The organism is Sphingorhabdus sp. (assembly GCF_044239665.1).
Lineage (GTDB): Bacteria > Pseudomonadota > Alphaproteobacteria > Sphingomonadales > Sphingomonadaceae > Sphingorhabdus_B.
Window position 1 is genome coordinate 1 of sequence record NZ_JBIIBA010000020.1, and the last position, 17082, is coordinate 17082.

Here is a 17082-nt window from a genome sequence, read left to right on the forward strand (position 1 = left end):
CAAAATCATCCCGCAAGCTAATCGATGCTCCCATGTCACCTCCTCCAAATGAAGAACAACATAGAATCAGACTTTCAACCGATTGGGAATCCCAAATCTGAGTCAGCATCAGCGCACGCTGGTATAATCCCCCAAAATCTGCACCAATGCACCCGCGAGCCAGTGCCTATTCTAAAAAAGCGAGCGGCCCTGCAAAACGAGCTACGCCGACCGCGCAAGCACATATATGGGCCAGCTGCAGTGGCACTTTTGAACGACCTGCGCATGTAGCCAGTTGTGCTAAGCGCATCACAGACCGTCTTTGATAAATTGATGATGTAATTGTAAAGATTGACGAATTATCTCTAACGCCTAAGTTACGTGGACAACGTAAAGAGAGCGTAGGATGATAAACAGAGGTTGGAAAAAAGTTGAGGGCGGCGCTACCGAAGCAGCCCGCCCTCTGATCTTGTCCATGGGAGGGGCATATCGCAACCTCTCCACAGCTCACGAGGCCCATATATTCTCAAGTGCATTAACATGCAACTAGCAATTGACTATATTATCCAGATAGGTTAATAAAACCGACCATGCAAACCATATCAGACTATGAACCCGAATTTACCCCCGTCGCGCTCGATCGCGTGCGGCATGATGGGTGGACGCCCGCGCGGCAGCGGTTGTTTTTGGTTGCGCTGGCGACGATGGGTACAGTTGATGCAGCGGCGCAGGCGGTGGGGATGTCGCGGATTTCGGCCTATAACCTCAAAAAACGTGCGGGCGCGGAAAGCTTTGCCGATGAATGGGACCGGGCGTTGGGTTTCGGGCGGAGCATCATGCTTGATTATGCCATGGAACGCGCCATGCACGGCGTCACCATTGTTAAAATGCGGCTGGGCGGCGCGTTTGAATTTCAAACTGGCCCCGATGCCAAGCATATCATGAAAGTGTTGCGCTTGCCCCCGCCGCGCCGCGATGCCAAAGCACGCCTGCGCGCTTCCTAAGTTTACAAAAAAGGCGGCTTATGCATATATGTTTGTAAACTTAGGGTCAGGTGACCCTATAATGCCGTCACCCCAAAGAGAGGAATATTCATGCCAAATACCCCACGCGAATTCAATATCATTGTCTATGGCGCGACGGGCTATACGGGGCGTTTGGTGGCCGAATATCTCAAGGACAAGAGCGGCCTGAAATGGGCGATGGCGGGGCGTAGCCTTTCCAAACTGGAAGAAGTGCGTGATCTTATTGGTGCCGCCGCAGACACTGATTTGATTGTGGCCGATGCATCTGACCCCGCTACGCTCGATGCGATGGTCAAGCGGACCAAGGTCGTTCTGACAACCGTCGGCCCCTATCAGCTTTATGGCAATGAACTTGTCGCCGCCTGCGTTGCCAATGGCACCGATTATACCGATCTATGCGGCGAGCCTGCATGGATGCGCCAGAAAATTGACCAGCATGATGCCGCTGCCAAGGCGTCGGGCGCGCGGATCGTGTTTTCCGCTGGTTTTGATTCCATCCCCTTCGATTTGGGCGTGATGATGCTGCAAAAACATTGCGTGGCGACATTCGGCGCGCCTGCGCCACGGGTGAAGGGCCGCGTGCGCGCCATGAAGGGTACTTTTTCCGGCGGTACCGCAGCCAGCTTAAAAGCGACCATGGCCGCCGCAAGCAAGGATCCTGCGGTCATCGGCTATTTGACCAACCCGTTCAGCCTGTCCGCCGATTTTGCTGGCCCGCCGCAACCTGCGGGTAATAAGCCCGAATATGACGAGAGCCTCGGCAGCTGGGCGACCAATTTCGTCATGGCCCCGATCAACACCAAAAATGTCCACCGCACCAACCATTTGCTTGGCCATGCATATGGCGCCGATTTTGTGTATGATGAAATGATGCTGACAGGCCCGGGCGAACAGGGTGAGGCCATTGCCAAACATGTCGCCTCCACCCCGATGATGGGCGGCGCGGATGACCCCAAGCCCGGCGAAGGCCCCACCAAAGAAGAACGCGAAACCGGTTTTTATGACATATTGTTCGTTGCCGAATATCCCGATGGCCGCACGGCGCGTTTCAGCGTCAAGGGCGACCGTGACCCTGGCTATGGTTCGACCAGCAAGATGATCAGCGAAACCGCCATTGCATTGTGCGAAGTTGATGGCGCCGGCGGCGTCACCACGCCGGGCGCGGCCTTAAGCGAGCATCTTGTGGACCGATTGCAGAAAAATGCCGGATTGATTTTCGCGGTTGAAGGCTGACCGCTTTCATAAAGCGCGGGACGGGATGGGACAGGAACGATGATGAAAAAATTATGCGCATATGCAGGCTTTATCGCTATCGGCTTCGCGTCCCCCATGGCTGCTTATGCCAGCCCGCCAAGCAACCCCAATGCACAACGGCTGAAGGCGGATGTTGAAAAACTCGTCAGCTTTGGCACGCGCCATACATTGTCATCGGCCACGGACCCGAAACGCGGCATCGGCGCGGCCCGCAAATGGGCGCATAGTGAATTCGAAAAAATCGCCAAGGCGTGCAATGGCTGCTTGCAGACCGAAAATCTGGAACGCAACATGTCGGGCCCGCGCATTCCAACCGGCGTCAATATTGTCAATGTCCTCGCCATCAAACCCGGCAAAATGGGCTGGGGCCATGTCATCATAATCGCCGGACATATCGACAGCCGCGTGTCCGATGTGATGGATTTTACCAAGGATGCGCCGGGCGCCAATGACGATGGTTCGGGCAGCGCCTTGGTGATTGAGGCGGCGCGCATATTGTCGCAGCAGCCGCAGAATGAAGCGACCATTGTCTTTGCCTTGCTGTCGGGCGAAGAACAGGGCCTGATGGGTGGGCGGCTGCTCGCGGAAACCGCCAAGGAACGTGGCTGGAAAGTCAGCGCGATGTTGAACAATGATATTGTCGGCGGCACGCTTGGCACCGACGGGCGCAAGGTTGATAATGTCGTGCGGGTGTTCAGCGAAGGCATTCGGGCATCTGAAGATCTGGCGGGGCAAATGGCGCGGCGCAACAGCGGCGGTGAAGATGACGGTCCAAGCCGTTCGCTAATGCGTTATGCTGATAAGGTTGCGGCCAAAGCCTATCCGGACGTGGCACTCGATGTCTTTGGCGTCCGCCGGCCAGACCGCTTTGCGCGTGGCGGGGACCATTTGCCCGCGCTGGAGCTTGGCTTTCCGGCCATCCGTTACACCGTCGGCGTTGAAAATTATCACCATCAGCATCAGGATCTGCGCACCGAAAATGGCATTGAATATGGCGACACTGTCGACAAGATGGACTTTGACTATTTGGCCAAGGTGACGATGTTGAATATTCTGACCGCAACGGCCTTGGCCGATGCCCCGCCAGCGCCAGCATCGGCGACATTGGGCGGCGCGGTTACCTCCAATACCAGTGTCAGTTGGGACGCTAGCCCCGGCGCGCAACGCTATCGCGTGTATCAACGCCGCGCCGATGCACAGGATTGGGTCTTTGTCCGTGAACTGCAGGGCACCCAAACATTGCTAGAGGGCTTGATTGTGGATGATCATTTTGTGGGCGTCAGTGCATTAAGTGCGACAGGCGCGGAAAGCACGATCACTTTTGCAGGACTGCCGCCCCGGCGTTAAGCCACATATAACAATGGACGCAGCCATTTCTGACTGCGCCCATTGTCCCCATAAAATCGATATGTCCGACCGCTTCAGGCGACGAGCGTCTGCGCCACATTGTCGAAATCGCGCAGGACATAACCACGGCCCCACACCGTCTCGATGTAGGTTTCACCGGCACAGGCCAGCGACAATTTCTTGCGCAGCTTGCAGATAAAGACGTCGATGATTTTCAATTCAGGCTCGTCCATGCCGCCATATAAATGGTTCAGGAACATTTCCTTGGTCAGCGTAGTCCCTTTGCGCAGGCTCAGCAGCTCAAGCATTGCATATTCCTTGCCCGTAAGGTGCACGCGGCTACCATCGACTTCAACGGTTTTGCCGTCGAGGTTCACAGCCAACTTGCCCGTGCGGATGATGGACTGCGAATGGCCTTTGGAACGGCGCACAACCGCATGGATACGCGCGACCAGTTCTTCGCGATGGAACGGCTTTGTTACATAATCATCGGCTCCAAAGCCGAAGGAGCGGACCTTCGTGTCCATCTCACTGATACCTGAAAGAATAAGCACGGGCGTTTGCACTTTGGCAACGCGCAGTTTTTTCAAAACATCATAACCGTGCATGTCGGGCAAGTTCAAGTCGAGCAATATGATGTCATAATCATAGAGCTTACCCAGATCGAGACCTTCCTCACCCAGATCAGTCGTGTAGACATTGAACCCTTCCGTCGCGAGCATCATTTCGATGGCCTTCGCTGTGGTAGGTTCATCTTCAATCAAAAGAACACGCATGGGCAAACCCCTTTTTCAAACCGCTGGACCTTCGAAGCCGCGCGGATTTATCCAGCATTGCTTCGCACTTTATTAACCATAAGGGGAATGAACTTCAAAGGTTAATTTGGTATTAACATCATGATATTCAACGATTGTGACATATAAATTCACAAAAAATGACTATTTTTCAATGGCTGCAGGGGCACAAAGAATGTAAATTTTTTTATACATTTTGTGACATTTGGGGGGACTGATTTCAGAATCGAACGAAAAACACATTCGCGACGGCGAAAACTTAACGATAGTTCATAAAGCCGTCATCCGCGTTCAGTGATGATATAGTCAATGCGCACAGCGACCGTTTTGGATATCAGAGCCTTGAACAGACAAAGCGCCTGCGCCGCTTAAGTGAAGATTGAAAATCGGGCAGCTGCGCAATGGAAATAATATGTTTGGAACGTCTCTATTCCCATACCCATGTCGTGCACTATCTTAAGGTCAGGACCTATTAAGAAGGTCCTGATTCAGGAGCGCATGACATGACTGACGCCAAAACGAAATTTGAAATTCGTCCCTTTGAAACGCTTGGTGCGGCGAACCATGGCTGGCTTGATGCCCATCATCATTTTTCATTCGGCAGCTATCATGACGCTGCACGGATGAATTGGGGTGCAATCCGCGTATGGAATGACGATTTGATTGCGCCGCAGTCAGGCTTTCCACCCCACCCCCATGCGGATATGGAAATCATCACTTATGTCCGCACTGGCGCGATCACCCACAAGGACAGTCTCGGCAATGAAGGCCGCACGGGGGCTGGTGATGTTCAAGTCATGAGCGCGGGCAGCGGCATTCGCCATGCGGAATATAATCTAGAAAATACACCAACGACCTTGTTCCAAATCTGGATCCTGCCAGATCGGACAGGCGGCGCGCCAAGTTGGGGCACAAAGCCATTCCCCAAGAATGACCGTTCGGGCGCATGGCAAATCCTTGCCAGCGGCTTTGACGAAGATAGTGATGCCTTGCTGATCCGCACCGACGCCCGCGTGCTTGGCGCGACCATCAAGGCGGGTGACAGCCTGGAATATACCATCGGCGCCAATCGTCATGCCTATATGGTGCCGGCAACCGGCGCGATTGAGATTGACGGGCAGCGTGCGAATGCCCGCGATGGTGTGGCCATCGGCGCAGGTAAAATCATGCTCACGGCAATTGAAGATGCAGACGTCATTCTGGTGGACTCGCGGTAATCCATGCGTGTGATATTGGCAAAATATGGCATTGGCTGTTACAGCCGTCTTTATGGCCTTTGACCTTCCCGAAGAATATCTTGAAGAAACCTTCCTGGCCTCCACCGGACCGGGCGGGCAGAATGTCAACAAGGTCGCGACCGCCTGCCAATTGCGCGTCGATGTTTATGCGCTGGGCCTGCAACCTTACGCTTTTCGCCAATTGAAGATTCTAGCGGGCAGCAAGATGACGTTGTCGGGTGAACTGATCGTTACCGCCCGCAGTCACCGCACGCGGGAAGCCAATCGGCAGGACGCACGCGCCCGGGTCATCGATCTGATCGACCGTGCACATATCCGCCAAACCCGCCGCGTCGCCACCAAACCAAGCAAAGCCGCCAAGGCACGGCGGGTTGACACCAAAAAGGGCCGATCCACGATCAAGAAAAACCGTGGCAAGGTCAGTTTCGATTGATAAGGCAAGAGAATGTACACATTTGACATTGATACCAACGCGCCGAAATCCGAACTATACGCAGAAATGGTTCGCTCTGCCGATGCGATGACCAGCGGGGAGCCTGACGCCGTTGCCAATATGGCGAATATCGCCGCCTTGCTTTGGGCGTTTTTACCGGACGTCAACTGGACGGGTTTCTACCGCGTGGTCGATGGCGAACTTGTCCTTGGGCCCTTTCAGGGTAAGGCAGCCTGCATTCGGATACCCTTTGGCCAAGGTGTATGTGGGGCCGCGGCGCAATCGGGCGAGACGCAGTTGGTGGCAGATGTCCACGTCTTCCCCGGTCATATTGCCTGCGATGCCAATAGCGCTTCGGAATTGGTGGTGCCTGTAAAACATAATGGCACCGTTATCGCGGTCATTGACCTTGATAGCCCAACACTGAACCGCTTTGATACCGAAGATGCAAAAGGCGTTGAGCTGCTTGCCCAGATGATTGCGGACAGAATTTGACGGCCTCTTAACGCTTTTATCCTAACCCTAGACCGCCTCAGCATCGGGATCGAAACATTCCCAGCCGTCAGGCCCAAGGCGCTCCAACGGCCTATAGCGGGTCTTATAATGCATCCGTGCCGCACCATTTACCCAATAGCCCAAATAGACATAAGGCAGCCCGGCGGCCTTTGCGCGCAAGATATGGTCCATGATGATGAAGTTGCCGAGACCAGAGCGGCCCTCAATCTCCGGATTGTAAAAGCTGTAGATCATCGACATGCCGTCGCTCTGCTGATCCGTCAGGCACGCACCAACCAATTCGCCAATCCGGCCGGACAGCGGCGGGGTCCGGTATTCAATCACTTGGCTGCGGACGGGCGATTGTTCGACCATGTCGGCATAATCCATGTCATCCATATTCGCCATGCCGCCGTCGGGATGGCGTGAGGAGAGATAGCGGCTGAGCAGATCATATTGCTCGGTCGTTGACCAAGGGCGGCAGGCGCTCACAACCAGATCGGCGTTACGCCGCAAAATTCGGCGCTGTGTGGCATTGGGCTGGAACTCGTTCGTTCGCACGCGCACCGACACGCATGCCTTGCAGTCCAGACAACTTGGCCTGTACGCGACATTCTGACTACGGCGAAAACCAATGCGACCAAGCGCTTCGTTCAGTTCATCGGCGTGGTTGCCGTTGAGTTCGGTAAAGACTTTCCGTTCGGTTCTGCCCGGAAGATAAGGACAAGGGCCAGGGCTGGTTACAAAAAATCGCGGAAAACGGACTGGTGCACTCATATTCTCTCCGCTGGGCAGCGTTGGCCTTTAATACATTGTTTACCTTTTATGCACCGCGCATCCAATGCTGGGAAGCGCATTTACCATCTTTCTTGCAATGGCTTATCATTTATTCAGCTCGACCCGTTCGACTTTGTAGCCAGCCGCATTCAAACCATCAACTAGTCCTTGTAATTGATTGGCATCCCGCGCTTCGCATTCAATATCGGTAATCAACCCCTTAGCGGGCAAGGTCGTAAAAATCCGCTGATGGTAAATTTCGATGATGTTGACATTATGCTCGTTGAACAAACGCATCACCTTGAACAGCGCGCCGGGGCGGTCCTGAAGGGTCAAACGCAAACGCGCCAAGCGACCGGACCGTGCAAGGTCACGCAAAAGGACATTTGCTAGCAACCGCGTATCGATATTGCCGCCGCACAGGACGATGCCAACATTCTTGCCGGCAAATTTCTCAAGATGGGCCATCACTGCCGCAAGGCCAGCCGCACCGGCACCTTCGACAACGGTTTTTTCAATCTGCAGCAGCAGGCTAACCGCGGTTTCCAGTTGCGCTTCATTTACTAGGACTATGTCGTCGACCAGTTCGCGGATGACTTCGCTAGTGAATGCGCCGGGTATTTTGACGGCTATGCCTTCTGCCAAAGTGTCGCCTTCGCACGGCATCTGCAGATTGTTCAGCAAAGCATACATGGATGGGTAAAGCTCGGCTTGAACCCCGATGAGGCCGATATCGGGCTTCAAAGCGCGCGCCGCCGTCCCCATGCCAGATAGCAAGCCGCCGCCGCCAATAGGCACCACCAGCATGTCGAGGGACGGAATGCTTTCAAGCATCTCAAGCGCAACAGTGCCCTGCCCTGCGGCAACATTCGGGTCGTCAAAAGGATGCACAAAGGTCAGCCCCTGCTCTTCCTCAAGCTGCCGTGCATGTTTATAGGCGTCGTCAAAAGTCTCGCCAAACAGGACAACCTTGCCGCCAACGCTCTCTGTCTGCATGACCTTAACCGTCGGCGTTGGTACGGGCATGACGATGGTCACTGGAATACCAAGGCGCGTACCATGATAACTCAAGCCTTGTGCATGGTTGCCAGCCGACGCTGCGATCACGCCCTTGCTGCGTTGTTCTTCCGAAAGCAGAAGGATCGCGTTTAGCGCGCCGCGTTCTTTATACGCTGCCGTAAACTGCAGATTTTCGAACTTCAGGTAAATATTTGCGCCCGTCAGCTTCGACAAAGTCTGGCTGTGCAGGGTCGGCGTTGCCACGATGGAATCGCGAATACGGTCATGGGCGGCGCGGACATGGTCCAGGGTCAATAGGTCAGACATATAAAATGGCCCTAACGCATCTGGCGTTAACTGAAAACAGACATTAAGACCAAAGAATGACCAGAATAGCTTTTATCGGATTGGGCGTCATGGGCGGCCCGATGGCACGGCATCTCATACAGGCGGGGCATGATGTGACGGTGTATAACCGTTCGCGTGCCAAGGCTGAAAAATGGATCGAAGCTTATGGCGGCACGCTTGCCACATCGCCAGCAGACGCGGCCAAAGAGGCCGAGGTCGTAATTAGCTGTGTCGGCACGGATGATGACCTGTCGGGCGTGACGCTTGGCCGCGACGGTGCGTTCTCGACGATGACCAAAGGCAGCCTGTATATTGACCACACAACGGTTTCCGCGCGGATTGCGCGGCAGCTTGGCGTTGAAGCGAAATCGCGGGGGCTGTTGATCGTCGACGCACCTGTGACCGGCGGGCAGGCGGGTGCAGAAAACGGCACCTTATCCATCATGTGTGGCGGGACACAGGCTTCCGTTGAGGCAGCATCGCCAATTATCGCAGCTTACTCCAAACGTATCGTACATGTCGGTGGCCCGGGTACGGGGCAGATCACGAAAATGTGCAATCAAATTGCCTTTGCGGGTATCATCCAGTCTTTATCCGAAGCTATGCGGTTTGCGCAGTCTGCTGAACTGGACGTTGAGAAAGTATATGAGGCCATTTCCGGCGGCGCGGCGCAAAGCTGGCAAATGGATAATCGCTGGGCGACGATGGCTGAGGACAAGTTTGATTTCGGCTTTGCTGTTGATTGGATGCGCAAGGACCTTGGATTGGCATTTGAAGAAGCCCGCGCGGTCGGGGCGACTTTGCCCATCACTGCGATAATTGATCAGTTTTACGCGGATGTGCAGCATATGGGCGGTGGCCGGCTAGATACCAGTGCGATTGTGAAAAGATTGCCTAAAGGATGATGAAAACCGCAACATCACTGGCGCTCCGCCTTCAAGCTCCGTCCTCATTCCAAGCCCCGTTCGTGTCCGACAAGAAATCGCTATTTTTGAAGTTATGCGCGATCGCCTTGTTCGCGAGCACCGCCGTTTCGCCAGCTTTCGCCGAAGGGCTTGTCGAAAATGTGAACGGCATTACGCTAGACCAAAATGGCAAGGTCATCCGTTTTAACGCCATGCTCGTGGGTAGAGACGGCAAAGTTACGGAACTGCTGACCAAAAAGGATACGCTTCCCAAGATACTCGATTTCCGTTTGGACGGACGGGGCGCGACATTATTGCCCGGCCTGATTGATGCGCATGGACATGTCATGGGCCTTGGCTTCCAATTACTGACACTTGACCTTTCCAATACGAACAGCCTTTCCGAAGCACAGGCAGCGATCAAGGCGTATGCCGCAAAATATCCCGAGCGCCGCTGGATCATTGGTCGCGGTTGGAACCAGGAAAAATGGGGCCTTGGTCGCTTTCCGACGGCGCAAGACCTTGACATTGCGGTCAGCGACCGGCCCGTCTGGCTTGAGCGCGTAGATGGCCATGCGGGCTGGGCTAACAGCCGCGCGATGGACATTGCTGGCGTAAATGCTGCGTCAAAATCGCCGCCAGGTGGGCGTATTGAACTTATCAACGGAAAACCAAGCGGTATATTTATTGACGCCGCAGCGGATTTGGTTGGCAAATTTGTGCCCGCGCCCAAGCCACTGGAGCGCGATATTGCCTTGGGGGAGGCGCAGAAGAAACTCCATAGCTTGGGTATCACCGCCATTGCCGACATGGGCACATCTATGGATGACTGGCAAAGCTATCGTAGGGCGGGTGATGCTGGCTGGCTAACGGTCAGGATTTTCGCTTATGCAGCCGGCATTAATAATATGGTCGCAATTGCAGGTCCGCGGCCAAGCCCATGGTTGTATAATGACAAACTCCGGCTTGGCGGGGTAAAGCTGTATCTTGATGGAGCGCTGGGCAGCCGTGGTGCATGGTTGAAAAAACCTTATGCCGATGCCGCTGGGCAAACGGGCCTCCAATTTATGGCAAGCGCAGAAATCCGCAACCTCATGGTCCGCGCGTCCATGGACGGCTTCCAAACCGCTGTTCACGCTATTGGTGACGCCGCCAATGCAGAGGTCATTAGCGCCATCGAAGAATTGTCCGAAACATATAAGGGTGATCAACGCTGGCGGATTGAGCATGTCCAGATCGTTGACCCAGTCGATCTGCAAAAGCTTGGCAAGCACGGCATTATTTCCTCGATGCAGCCTGTGCACCAGACATCTGATCGCTTGATGGCTGAGGCACGGCTTGGCCCAGAGCGCCTGAATGGTGCCTATGCGTGGCAGTCAATTGCACGCGCCGGGGGCAAGCTCGCTTTTGGTTCCGACGTCCCAGTGGAATCGGCGGATCCCTTTGCTGGCCTTGCCACTGCAATGACGCGCGAAGATGCCGAGGGGCAACCTTTTGGCGGCTGGCGACCAGAAGATCGCGTGTCGCGCGAACAGGCCCTTGCTGGTTTTACCACCGGCGCGGCCTATGCGGCCTTTGCAGAGGGCAAGTTCGGTTCACTGACCCCGGGACATTATGCGGACTTCATATTGATTGATGTTGACCCTTTGCTTGCAAGCCCTCGGGAATTGCGTAATGCAGTGGTTCAAGAAACATGGGTCGGTGGACGGCCTGTTTATAAAAACGCTGCTGCGAATGCTGCAGGTAAAAATACAAATGGAGAGAGATAATAATGCGCGCATGGACACTGGCTAGCCGCCCATCTGGACTTCCGAACGACAGCAATTTTGCGATTGTTGAGCGTCCCGACGCCCCCTTGAGTGCGGACGAGTTTCGCGTAACCAATAGCTGGATGTCCGTTGACCCATATATGCGCGGACGCATGAATGATGCAAAAAGCTATGCGGACCCGTTCATGTTGGGTGAACCCATGACTGGCGGCGCAGTTGGCACTGTGACCGAGAGCAACAATGCCGAGTTTCCTGTTGGCACAAAGGTGCTGCACATGGCTGGCTGGCGCGACACGGTTGTCTTTGGCGGTGGCCATACGCCTCCTGCCGGAATGCCGCCTGTAAAGCTGCCCGATTTGGGCGTGCCGGACCAACATTGGCTCAGCATCATCGGCATGCCCGGCGGCACCGCATGGTTCGGTCTGCTCAAGGTGGCTGAAGCGAAGGCTGGCGAAGTGATCTTTGTCTCGGCGGCGGCAGGTGCTGTAGGTTCAACTGTTACCCAGATTGCCAAGGCGAAGGGCATGAAAGTCATTGGCTCGGCCGGCGGCGCAGACAAATGCGCTTGGGTCAAAGAGATCGGTGCCGATGCCGTAATTGATTATAAATCCGGCAAGGTACTGCCGCAATTGATGACGGCGCTGAAGGACATAAACGAGACCGGTATCGATGTGTATTTCGACAATGTTGGCGGCGAACATTTTGATGCGGCGCTGGCAATGTCAAAGGAATGGGCGCGCTTTGCCATTTGCGGCATGATTGACGTCTATAATGACTTTAAGGCACAACCGATGCAGTATCTGCCCATGATCATTGGCAAAAGGATCATGATTAAAGGCTTCCTCTACCCTGATTTTTACGCCCAAGTGCCAGAGTTCAATGCGGACATGGCTGCCCTCATTCAATCGGGCGCCGTCAAAGGCCGCGAGACTGTGAAGGACGGCCTAGAAAAAGCACCGGAAGCTTTCATCGGACTTTTCAGTGGCGAGAACACTGGCAAGATGTTGGTTAAACTCTAACGCAAAATGCTGCGCAATAATATCTGCAACAAAAACGCTTAACCGCGGGCTGAGGTGGCACGCCTTGCGCCCGCGTGGTTATCCAATTGTTGCAATATTGACGCACCGTATAATTTAAAGAGATTGCAGCACTCTAGGCCGATGACATTCATCTGCACACGCATTAGAATGTCAACATTGTGTCAAATAGGAGAGAATAAATGTTGCGACGTGACAAATCTTTTAGCCGTGCATTGAAGTTGTCGGCCGCCTGCCTCGCACTTGGCGTGCCCGGCATGGCATTTGCGCAAGAAGCACCTCAAGGCGAAGACTCTGCCGACGCAGAAATCGTCGTGACGGCGCAGGGTCGTAGCCAATTGCTTTCCGACGTTCCTGTCGCCATTTCTGCCGTTAACGCCGAAACACTGCAAAACAGCGGTGCGAACGACATTCGTCAGCTTAACCAAGTTGCCCCATCTTTGCTCGTGTCCTCTACCGGATCAGAAGCCAATGGCTCGGCCCGTATTCGCGGCATTGGGACCGTGGGCGATAACCCCGGTCTTGAAAGCTCGGTTCCTGTGTTCATCGACGGCGTGTACCGTTCGCGTTCGGGCATTGGCCTGAACGAACTCGGCGAGATTGACCGCGTCGAAGTGCAACGTGGCCCCCAGGGCACGCTGGGTGGACGCAACTCGTCAGCTGGCCTCATCAGCATTTATTCGAAAAAGCCAAGCTTCACTTTTGGCGGCACTGGCGAGCTGACATACGGCAATTATGATTTCATACGCGCTGCGGGCAGCGTCACTGGCCCGATTTCGGAGCAATTGGCATTCCGTGTTGATGGCGTGTACGTCAAACGCGACGGCTTCTACCGCGATGACCAAAATGGCCGCGATATCAATAATCGTGACCGTTACTTCCTGCGTGGTCAGTTGCTGTTCGAACCCACAGACGCATTGTCCGTCCGTTTGATTGCGGACTATACGTTCCGCAAGGAAGAATGCTGCGCGGCAACCTATGTTGATCGGACCGTCAATCAATTCATTGGCGACCTGAACACACCAAGCACGACCGGCGTGGCTTCAACAGCGACATCTAACAACATCATCAATGTATTGCGCGACTTGGGTCAGCCAATGGCTGCATTCAACCAAGGCTTTGGTCGCAATGTTTCGGTTAGCCCGAACCGCTTATTCAGCGGTGAAACCAAAGATTACGGTTTCTCCGGTCAGGTGGACTATGACTTTGGCGGTGCAACTTTGACCTCGATTACGGCTTACCGCCAGTATCGCTCCGGTCAGGCGTCCGACACCGATTATGGTGAGGTCGACATATTGTATCGCGCACCAAGCGACGATGCCTATCGTCAGTTCCACACCTTCACGCAGGAAATGCGTCTGCAGGGTGAAGCATTTGACGGAAAGCTGGATTGGCTCGTCGGCGGCTTCTTTGCCAATGAAAAGCTGACCGTTCGTGACAATCTGCGCTTCGGTAATCAATATGGCCGCTTTGCAAATTGCCGCGTTATATCCGGCGGCGGCTTGGCATTTGCATACAACCCTGCTGCGCAAAGCTGCATCACGCCGGCATTGCGTCCAACCGTTTCGGGTGCATTGGGCGCTGCGGGGCCACTCATCATGTCCGCATTTGACCGTCTCGACACTATGAACAATGTTGGTTCGACCAACGATCGTTATTTCCAGAATGGAACGAACTGGGCGCTGTTCACGCACAACATCGTGCACGTCACCGACACTGTCGATCTGACGCTTGGCCTTCGCTACACGAAGGACAAGAAAAAGTTCGACGCGACCTTCGGCAACGACAACACGATTTGTACAGCAAACCAAGCGGCTTTGGCGTCGCTGTTGACGACTCCCGCGGCTGCAACTGCTGGCGCAATCATCGGCCTTTCCTGTCAGGGCAACTCGACCGCTGAACTCAACGGCGTGTCGATCCGTGATGACCGCAATGAAGATCAAATCACCGGAACGGCCATCCTTTCGTGGAAGCCAGTTGATGATCTCTTGGTCTACGGTAGCTTTGCACGCGGATATAAAGCAGGCGGCTTCAACCTTGACCGCTCGGCGCTGAAATCGCCAGTTCCAACCTTTGCTTCGGTTGGCGGTGCGCAGGCTTTGGTCGGCAATCTCCAGTTCGATCCCGAATTGGTGGACAGCTATGAACTGGGTGCGAAATTCTCAAATGGTCCATTTGGCCTGAGCGTTTCGGCTTTCCGTTCGGACTTCAGCAGCTTCCAGTTGAATACCTTTAACGGTACCGTGTTCCTCGTTCAGAACGTCAATGGTTGTGATAACCTCGTTGGCGGACCGAATGCGGATACAGATCAGAATCTTTCCGCTGCTGGCACCAACTTCAATGCTACCCCGAATGCGACTGGAAGCTGCGCCAAGGGCGACATCACTTATGGTGTTCGCACGCAAGGTCTTGAGCTTGAAGCATCGCTGACGCCAGCACGTAACTTCCGCATGGCGGCTGGTCTGACTTATGCCAAGACCACCTATCGGGACGATCTGATCGGCACAAAGAACGGCGCACCTCTCGATTCTGCGCTGCGCAAATTGCCAGGCGACAATCTGTCGAACGCTCCTGAAATCGTTGCCACCTCAAGCGTCACATGGACGCCGGATATTGGCAGCAATGGTATGAGCGGCCTTGTTTACATCGATGGTCGTATGACCAGCGATTACAACACGGGTTCCGACTTGTTCCCGCAGAAGGAGCAAGACGGTTTCGCCGTATTCAACGCGCGTATTGGTCTGCGCGGACCTGATGAAGCTTGGGGTATTGAGCTTTGGGGTCAGAATATCTTCAATCAGGATTATGCACAGGTCGCCTTCAACTCGCCATTCCAGGCGGGTCAAAGCTCGGCACCATTTGTGGATCCACAATATCCCGGTGGTCGCCAGATCTTCTCGCAGTTCCTTGCCGAACCGCGGACCTATGGCATCACATTGCGCGGCAAGTTTTAAGAACTTAGCTCAGCTAAATGGAAAAGGGCTCGCAGCGATGCGGGCCTTTTTTTATTGGATGAAGAGACAGTGAAATCGGATTTAGCTCGATGACTGCAAATAGCATCAGCGCGCAGCCTTCGTCATCCTGAACTTGTTTCAGGATAACGCATCAACCTAGCCTGCTATCCTGAAACAAGTTCAGGATGACGAAGAACAAGCAATTTTGAAATTGACCGATCAATCGCGCCGCAAGCGTTGCTTAACTGCCGAAACCCACGCTCAAAAAACCGGGCATTGGCCCATTCCAGCCATCATCACCTGCTGCTGCCCCGTTCGACTGATCGGGCTTAGCGACGTCAGCCTTAGGCGCTGACTTCTCACGTGATGGCTTGGCAGCCGCTTTCTCACGCACTGGCTCTGGCACTTTGGCTGCTGCCTCAGGCGTGTCAGACCGAGCTTCCTTGGCCTTAGCCGAAGGTGTTCGACGCCCCCGCTTTGCCGGCGCACGTTCTTCACCCTCGGCAGGCGCTTCGATTTTGCCCAAACGCGCAATCTTGTTGCCGATCAGCTTTTCAATGCTTTCAATCGCTTCTTCGTCGGCCTTTGTGACAAATGTAAATGCCTTGCCCTTGGCGCCAGCACGGCCCGTACGGCCAATACGGTGGACATAGTCATCGGGATGCCATGGCGCGTCAAAGTTGAACACATGGCTGACGCCCTTTACATCAAGCCCGCGTGCCGCGACATCGGATGCCACGAGCAGTTCAATGTCGCCATTTTTAAACGCTTCCAATTGCTTCTGGCGCGACGCTTGGTCGATGTCACCATGGATTTCGCCGGAACGAAAGCCGTGGCGTTGAAGGCTGGTGTTTAATTCGCGCACCGTCGTCTTGCGGTTGCAGAAGATGATCGCGTTCGACACTGTTTCCGTACGCAGAAGGTCGCGCAAAACATCGCGCTTTTTCATCTGGGTTACGTTGACCAAAAACTGTTCGATGTTGACGTTGGCGGTCGCGGGACGGGCAACTTCAATATATTTGGGATTGGACAAAAACTTGTCCGCCAATTTTTTGATAGGCGGCGGCATCGTGGCCGAAAACAACAAAGTCTGGCGCGTTGTAGGCAATTTTGTGCAGATATGCTCAATATCGGGAATAAAGCCCATATCGAGCATACGGTCCGCCTCGTCGATGACGAGCATTTCGCAACCAGTCAGCAAAATCTTGCCGCGTTCAAACAGGTCCATCAACCGGCCGGGGGTAGCAATCAAAACGTCAACGCCCTTTTCAAGCGCCTTGACCTGATCCCCCATTTGCACGCCACCAATCAGAAGCGCCATCGACAGCTTATGATATTTGCCGTATTTTTCAAAATTCTCTGCAACTTGCGCTGCCAGTTCGCGTGTTGGCTCCAATATCAAGCTGCGCGGCATCCGCGCGCGCGCGCGGCCATTGGCGAGCACGTCAATCATCGGGAGAACGAAACTTGCCGTCTTGCCCGTCCCTGTTTGCGCGATGGCGATGATATCGCGCATCATTTGGACTTGCGGAATAGCTGCTGCCTGAATTGGGGTCGGCGAGTCATAGCCAGCCTCACTCAAAGCTCTCAACAACTCGTCAGACAGGCCGATATCGGCAAAACGCATATAATGTTCCGGAAAAAATGGCGCCGCGCCACCAGAGACAAATTCATGGGGACGAGGGTGGGCATTGGTCGCTACCGCAACAAATGTCAAGATGCATGCCC

14 protein-coding genes are annotated in these 17082 nt (G+C 54.4%); 10 read left to right on the plus strand and 4 right to left on the minus strand.

Annotated features, from left to right (window positions below; translation table 11 throughout):
- The first annotated feature begins 569 nt into the window (after positions 1 to 569).
- The 3 genes from ACILP3_RS07330 (at position 570) to ACILP3_RS07340 (ending at position 3605) form a co-directional block, all read left to right on the plus strand.
- Positions 570 to 983, plus strand: coding sequence for a hypothetical protein (locus ACILP3_RS07330; protein ID WP_395616002.1), 414 nt, complete (start codon positions 570 to 572; stop codon positions 981 to 983).
- A 90-nt stretch (positions 984 to 1073) separates the two neighbouring features.
- Positions 1074 to 2237 carry a saccharopine dehydrogenase family protein gene (locus tag ACILP3_RS07335; protein ID WP_395616003.1) on the plus strand — a complete coding sequence of 388 codons (1164 nt, stop codon included), beginning with the start codon at positions 1074 to 1076 and terminating at the stop codon, positions 2235 to 2237.
- Positions 2238 to 2279: 42 nt separating this feature from the next.
- Positions 2280 to 3605, plus strand: a complete 1326-nt coding sequence (locus ACILP3_RS07340; RefSeq protein ID WP_395616032.1) for a M20/M25/M40 family metallo-hydrolase — start codon at positions 2280 to 2282, stop codon at positions 3603 to 3605.
- Positions 3606 to 3679: 74 nt separating this feature from the next.
- Here ACILP3_RS07340 and ctrA read toward each other — a convergent pair whose 3' ends face one another.
- Positions 3680 to 4381, minus strand: coding sequence for a response regulator transcription factor CtrA (gene ctrA / locus ACILP3_RS07345; protein ID WP_395616004.1), 702 nt, complete (start codon positions 4379 to 4381; stop codon positions 3680 to 3682).
- Between the two features lie 521 nt (positions 4382 to 4902).
- Between ctrA and ACILP3_RS07350 the strand changes: the two genes are divergently transcribed.
- From ACILP3_RS07350 to ACILP3_RS07360, 3 genes are read left to right on the plus strand one after another with little or no spacing between them, the layout of a single operon-like run.
- A complete protein-coding gene (locus ACILP3_RS07350) occupies positions 4903 to 5616 on the plus strand; it encodes a pirin family protein (protein ID WP_395616005.1) in 714 nt (237 codons plus the stop codon).
- 25 nt (positions 5617 to 5641) lie between these two features.
- Complete coding sequence (gene arfB, locus ACILP3_RS07355) at positions 5642 to 6070, plus strand: alternative ribosome rescue aminoacyl-tRNA hydrolase ArfB (RefSeq protein ID WP_395616006.1); 429 nt, start codon at positions 5642 to 5644, stop codon at positions 6068 to 6070.
- Between the two features lie 12 nt (positions 6071 to 6082).
- Positions 6083 to 6565 (plus strand): GAF domain-containing protein, encoded by a 483-nt coding sequence (locus ACILP3_RS07360; protein ID WP_395616007.1) that lies wholly within the window; start codon positions 6083 to 6085, stop codon positions 6563 to 6565.
- A 27-nt stretch (positions 6566 to 6592) separates the two neighbouring features.
- Here ACILP3_RS07360 and ACILP3_RS07365 read toward each other — a convergent pair whose 3' ends face one another.
- Both ACILP3_RS07365 and ACILP3_RS07370 read right to left on the minus strand, forming a co-directional pair.
- A complete protein-coding gene (locus ACILP3_RS07365; protein WP_395616008.1) occupies positions 6593 to 7342 on the minus strand; it encodes an arginyltransferase in 750 nt (249 codons plus the stop codon).
- Between the two features lie 105 nt (positions 7343 to 7447).
- The gene (locus ACILP3_RS07370; protein WP_395616009.1) at positions 7448 to 8668 is read right to left on the minus strand and encodes a threonine ammonia-lyase; all 1221 of its coding nucleotides are present in this window, start codon (positions 8666 to 8668) and stop codon (positions 7448 to 7450) included.
- Positions 8669 to 8724: 56 nt separating this feature from the next.
- Between ACILP3_RS07370 and ACILP3_RS07375 the strand changes: the two genes are divergently transcribed.
- The 4 genes from ACILP3_RS07375 (at position 8725) to ACILP3_RS07390 (ending at position 15354) form a co-directional block, all read left to right on the plus strand.
- Positions 8725 to 9594, plus strand: coding sequence for an NAD(P)-dependent oxidoreductase (locus ACILP3_RS07375; protein WP_395616010.1), 870 nt, complete (start codon positions 8725 to 8727; stop codon positions 9592 to 9594).
- A gap of 62 nt (positions 9595 to 9656) precedes the next feature.
- A complete protein-coding gene (locus ACILP3_RS07380) occupies positions 9657 to 11363 on the plus strand; it encodes an amidohydrolase (protein WP_395616011.1) in 1707 nt (568 codons plus the stop codon).
- A 2-nt stretch (positions 11364 to 11365) separates the two neighbouring features.
- Positions 11366 to 12382, plus strand: a complete 1017-nt coding sequence (locus tag ACILP3_RS07385; protein WP_395616012.1) for an NADP-dependent oxidoreductase — start codon at positions 11366 to 11368, stop codon at positions 12380 to 12382.
- A 200-nt stretch (positions 12383 to 12582) separates the two neighbouring features.
- On the plus strand, positions 12583 to 15354 hold the full coding sequence (locus ACILP3_RS07390; protein ID WP_395616013.1) for a TonB-dependent receptor: 2772 nt from the start codon (positions 12583 to 12585) through the stop codon (positions 15352 to 15354).
- A 241-nt stretch (positions 15355 to 15595) separates the two neighbouring features.
- Here ACILP3_RS07390 and ACILP3_RS07395 read toward each other — a convergent pair whose 3' ends face one another.
- Complete coding sequence (locus ACILP3_RS07395) at positions 15596 to 16981, minus strand: DEAD/DEAH box helicase (RefSeq protein ID WP_395616033.1); 1386 nt, start codon at positions 16979 to 16981, stop codon at positions 15596 to 15598.
- Positions 16982 to 17082: the final 101 nt, after the last annotated feature.

Coding starts and splice junctions, on each gene's coding strand:
- ACILP3_RS07350 (WP_395616005.1), top strand. CDS start 4,903: ATGACTGACGCCAAAACGAAATTTGAAATTCGTCCCTTTGAAACGCTT.
- ACILP3_RS07375 (WP_395616010.1), top strand. CDS start 8,725: ATGACCAGAATAGCTTTTATCGGATTGGGCGTCATGGGCGGCCCGATG.
- ACILP3_RS07395 (WP_395616033.1), bottom strand. CDS start 16,981: ATGCGTTTTGCCGATATCGGCCTGTCTGACGAGTTGTTGAGAGCTTTG.
- ACILP3_RS07340 (WP_395616032.1), top strand. CDS start 2,280: ATGAAAAAATTATGCGCATATGCAGGCTTTATCGCTATCGGCTTCGCG.
- ACILP3_RS07330 (WP_395616002.1), top strand. CDS start 570: ATGCAAACCATATCAGACTATGAACCCGAATTTACCCCCGTCGCGCTC.
- ACILP3_RS07365 (WP_395616008.1), bottom strand. CDS start 7,342: ATGAGTGCACCAGTCCGTTTTCCGCGATTTTTTGTAACCAGCCCTGGC.
- ACILP3_RS07360 (WP_395616007.1), top strand. CDS start 6,083: ATGTACACATTTGACATTGATACCAACGCGCCGAAATCCGAACTATAC.
- ACILP3_RS07335 (WP_395616003.1), top strand. CDS start 1,074: ATGCCAAATACCCCACGCGAATTCAATATCATTGTCTATGGCGCGACG.
- ACILP3_RS07385 (WP_395616012.1), top strand. CDS start 11,366: ATGCGCGCATGGACACTGGCTAGCCGCCCATCTGGACTTCCGAACGAC.
- ACILP3_RS07390 (WP_395616013.1), top strand. CDS start 12,583: ATGTTGCGACGTGACAAATCTTTTAGCCGTGCATTGAAGTTGTCGGCC.
- arfB (WP_395616006.1), top strand. CDS start 5,642: ATGGCATTGGCTGTTACAGCCGTCTTTATGGCCTTTGACCTTCCCGAA.
- ctrA (WP_395616004.1), bottom strand. CDS start 4,381: ATGCGTGTTCTTTTGATTGAAGATGAACCTACCACAGCGAAGGCCATC.
- ACILP3_RS07370 (WP_395616009.1), bottom strand. CDS start 8,668: ATGTCTGACCTATTGACCCTGGACCATGTCCGCGCCGCCCATGACCGT.